We start from the raw sequence: 3387 nt of genomic DNA, 5'->3' as shown, positions 1-3387 counted from the left end.
GAATCGGTTCGCGGCAGTGCGACGGCATCCGTTATCGTGGCCGCCGCAGGCGCAGCTGTTTCCGCAGTCGCTTTCGTCGCGTGAAACATCATGTGAAACGCAATGCGCGGCAGTCGGTTCGTCGTCATCGTCTGCGCAGTGCCCGTCTGCGCAATGCCCGTCTGTACAGTGCCCGTTGTTGCAGTGTCCGTCTGTGCAAACGTCGGTGATATGCCACATGCGCGACCGGGCGTGCGCCATGTCGCGGCCGGAAACCACCAAGCCGCGCGTCCCGCGCGAAGCGGTCCAGTTGCCGGGTTCAATGGTGATCGGCGTGATCGTGCCGTCGAACCCGAAACTCACCACATCGAAGCTGCGTGCATCGTGCGCATCGTGCGTATTGCGTCCGTTCTGCGCGTCGTCAGCAACCCGCGCGTCATCGGCAACCTGCGATTCGCCGACCCCGAGACCACCGGAAACAGCCCATTCGCCGGGCAGATCACCGGCGAGCTCGGGCGTGCGCTGCACCACGCACAGCACGTCCGCATCGGTCACGTCAAGCACTTCGCGCACCTGCCAGCCGGTCGGAGTGAACGCGCGTCCGTCCACGGTCAGCCGGTTCGTGTCGGTCTCCATGTCGTTGAGCGAGCAGACCAGACGGCCGTCCGGCGTGAACGCAGGCGTGCCGTGAATCAGATCGATCCACTGATCGTTGGCGTGCTCCTCCAGCACGCGGGTCGAACCGGCGGCCGCTGAGGAACCGGCATCGGTGGCGCTGCCCGTTGCGACCAGCAGCACCTGATCGCGGGTCTGTCGGCGGTTCTGCACGAGCACCAGCGGATCGTGGCCGCTGCTCCAGCTCACTGCCGCAACGTATTCGTATGATTCGCGATCCCAATCGACATCGTTGTTGGCGACGATGCCGGCATAGCGGTCATCGTCGTCATAGTCGACTTCGATCAGCGTCAGATAGACGTCGGCATTGGTCGTCAACGCGCGTGGGTAGCGGCGACCGTCCGCCGGATGCTCGGGATTCGCGGGATCGCTGATATACCAGCTTGGCTCGTCGGCCGTGTCGAACGACTCGAACAGGATGTGCCGCGAATCCGGCCCCCACCAGAAGCCGTCGTACCGGTCCATCTCCTCGCCGGCGACGAATTCGGCAAGGCCGATTTTCCAAGTGTTTTCGGCCGGATTGCCGTCCTCGTCCTCGACGCTGACGCCGTAGATCGCGGTAATGCGGTCGTCGGTTGCTGCATTTGTTGCTGGGTTGGCGGCTGCATTTGTTGCTGCGGCACCGGCTGCATCGGTTGCGTCGGTTGCTGCTGTGTCGGTGGCATCGATGGTTGTGTCGGCTGCATCGTCGGCGGTGAACAGCCCTTCGCTGATCGATGCCTCGTCGATATCCGCGGCGACGAATACGCCATCCTGCGCATCGCCAGCCGGCTCGTCCCGCCAATCGGCGGCACTGCCCCAGGCGGCGGCGCCGTTCCAATCAGCGATGTCAACCAGCATGAGATGCTCGCCGGTTGTGTACAGCACATGCCCGCCATCCGGGCTGATGCGCGGATTGAGCACGGGCGTGTACATCTCCGGATCGGCATCCAGCCATGCGGCGGCGAGCTCGCGCGTGCGCGCGCCGTCGCCGTCCTCGTCGATCTCGGTGAGGAACAGCCGGCCGTTGATCGTGTAGACCACGCGGCGCCCGGCGGCATCGACCGAATACGAGACGATGCCGGAGCCGCCTTCGCGGGCGCGTTCGCGGCGCGCCTTCTCCTCGGCGGGCACGTCCTCGTCGTCGGCATCGGCGAGCAGTTCGCGCGGATCGGCAAGCAGGACCTCGCGATGCGTGCCGTCGGCGCCGACCACGCTCATCCACAGGGCGGTCACCAGATCCTCCGGCCCGTCCGAACGCAGGAACAGCGCGCGCGTGCCGTCGCCGATCACGCGCGCGGACCGCGGCGCGCCGCAGCCGAAGCGCAGCGTGCGTGCCTTGCGGCGCGGAAACTCGCGGATTGCTGGTGCCGCGGGCGTGGAGGTTGCGGCTGCGGTGTCGGTGGCGGTGGGCGCGTTGGCGGCGCCGGTCGCGTTGATTGCACCGGTCGCATCGGCGCTCGCGACGGTGTCGTTGTGCGGATTGGGGTTGCGTGGATTGTCGTTGTGCATATCAGTCATGAGCACCACTGTAGTAGCGTTGCGTCCGCGCTGCGGTTGATGCGTCGGTGCTGCCGCGTCGGCTTGGATGCGTCGGCCGGCGCGCAGCAGGTCACGCGGCGCGGTTCCCCTGACCCGGGTCTGGCATGGGTCTGACATGGGTCGCAGCGCAAAATCGTGATTGTTTTGCGCCCATACGACCCGAATTGTGTGTTTTTCTCGTTCTCGTTCCCCACTGCCGCGTAGGATGGGTAAAGATTAGAAAGGGATCACTATGAGCGTTCTCGACCGTTTTGAAAAGAGTGTGGAAGGTGCCGTGAACGGGGTGTTCGCGAAGATCGGGGCCAAGGATCTTCAGCCCGTCGACCTTTCCAGTGCTCTTGAGCGTGAAATCGACGCCGAAGCCATGCCCGTTGGCCGCGACCGCACGGTGGCCCCCAACGAGTACCGCTTCAAGCTGAGCACGCCCGATTTCGACCGCATCGAGCAGTGGGGCAGCGAAACCCTCGCCAACGAACTGGCGGACAACCTCACCCAGTATGCGAAGAGCCAGCACTATGCGTTCGTCGGCCCGGTGGTCGTGATCTTCGAGGAGGATCTCGAACTCGCCAAGGGCAACTTCAACCTGAGTTCCGAATCGGTGCAGGGCAATGCGGTGCCCGTCACCACCGAAGGCCAGGCGCAGGATCACCCGATGCTGGAGATCAACGGCAACCAGTACCTGCTCACCAAGGAGAAGACCGTGATCGGCCGCGGCTCCGGCTGCGACATCGTCATCGACGATGCGGGCATCTCCCGTAAGCATCTGGAGATCGACATCACGCCCAACGGCGTGATCGCCCGCGATCTCGGCTCCACCAACGGCACGTACGTCGAAGGGCATCAGGTCCCCGCGGCGACGCTGCTCGACGGCAACACGATCACCATTGGCCGCACGCGCATCCTGTACTGGGCTTCGTCGCAGGATCAGCAGTAGCCTCCAGTAGGAAGCGTTTCCGTATGACCGAACTGACCTTCGCGATCCTCAAGTATGGATTCCTGATCCTGCTGTGGGTATTCGTATGGCTGGCGGTGCGTTCGCTGCACAGGGACATCGAATCGTTCAGTCCCCGCAAATCGCGCGCGCATCGTCGCAACGAGCGTCGCGCCCGCAAGGCCGTCGAGGCACCTGCGCCCGTCGCGTCGCCCGCCCCTGCGCCAATGAACGCAGCCAACGCGGTCAACGCAGCCGGCGTCGCCAATGCCGCCAATCGC

2 protein-coding genes and 1 pseudogene are annotated in these 3387 nt (G+C 64.8%); 2 read left to right on the top strand and 1 reads right to left on the bottom strand.

The features are described 5' to 3' along the window. Positions 1-2154: DPP IV N-terminal domain-containing protein (locus EHS19_RS03340; protein ID WP_241677051.1), on the bottom strand; the 2154-nt coding region annotated here is incomplete at its 3' end. 253 nt (positions 2155-2407) lie between these two features. On the opposite strand from EHS19_RS03340, the gene EHS19_RS03335 reads away from it, so the two are divergent. Both EHS19_RS03335 and EHS19_RS03330 read left to right on the top strand, forming a co-directional pair. Continuing rightward, positions 2408-3109: an FhaA domain-containing protein gene (locus tag EHS19_RS03335; protein WP_151916383.1), complete on the top strand. Its 702-nt coding sequence runs from the start codon at positions 2408-2410 to the stop codon at positions 3107-3109. 23 nt (positions 3110-3132) lie between these two features. After that, positions 3133-3387, top strand: a pseudogene (locus EHS19_RS03330) (FHA domain-containing protein FhaB/FipA); the annotation flags it as partial.

The organism is Bifidobacterium jacchi, assembly GCF_009078285.1.
Lineage (GTDB): Bacteria > Actinomycetota > Actinomycetes > Actinomycetales > Bifidobacteriaceae > Bifidobacterium > Bifidobacterium jacchi.
The sequence above is the reverse complement of the archived record's forward strand: the minus strand, read 5'-3'. Positions and strand labels throughout refer to the sequence as shown.

Excerpts from the sequence above, each read along its gene's own strand:
- EHS19_RS03335 (WP_151916383.1), top strand. The coding sequence starts at position 2,408 with ATGAGCGTTCTCGACCGTTTTGAAAAGAGTGTGGAAGGTGCCGTGAAC.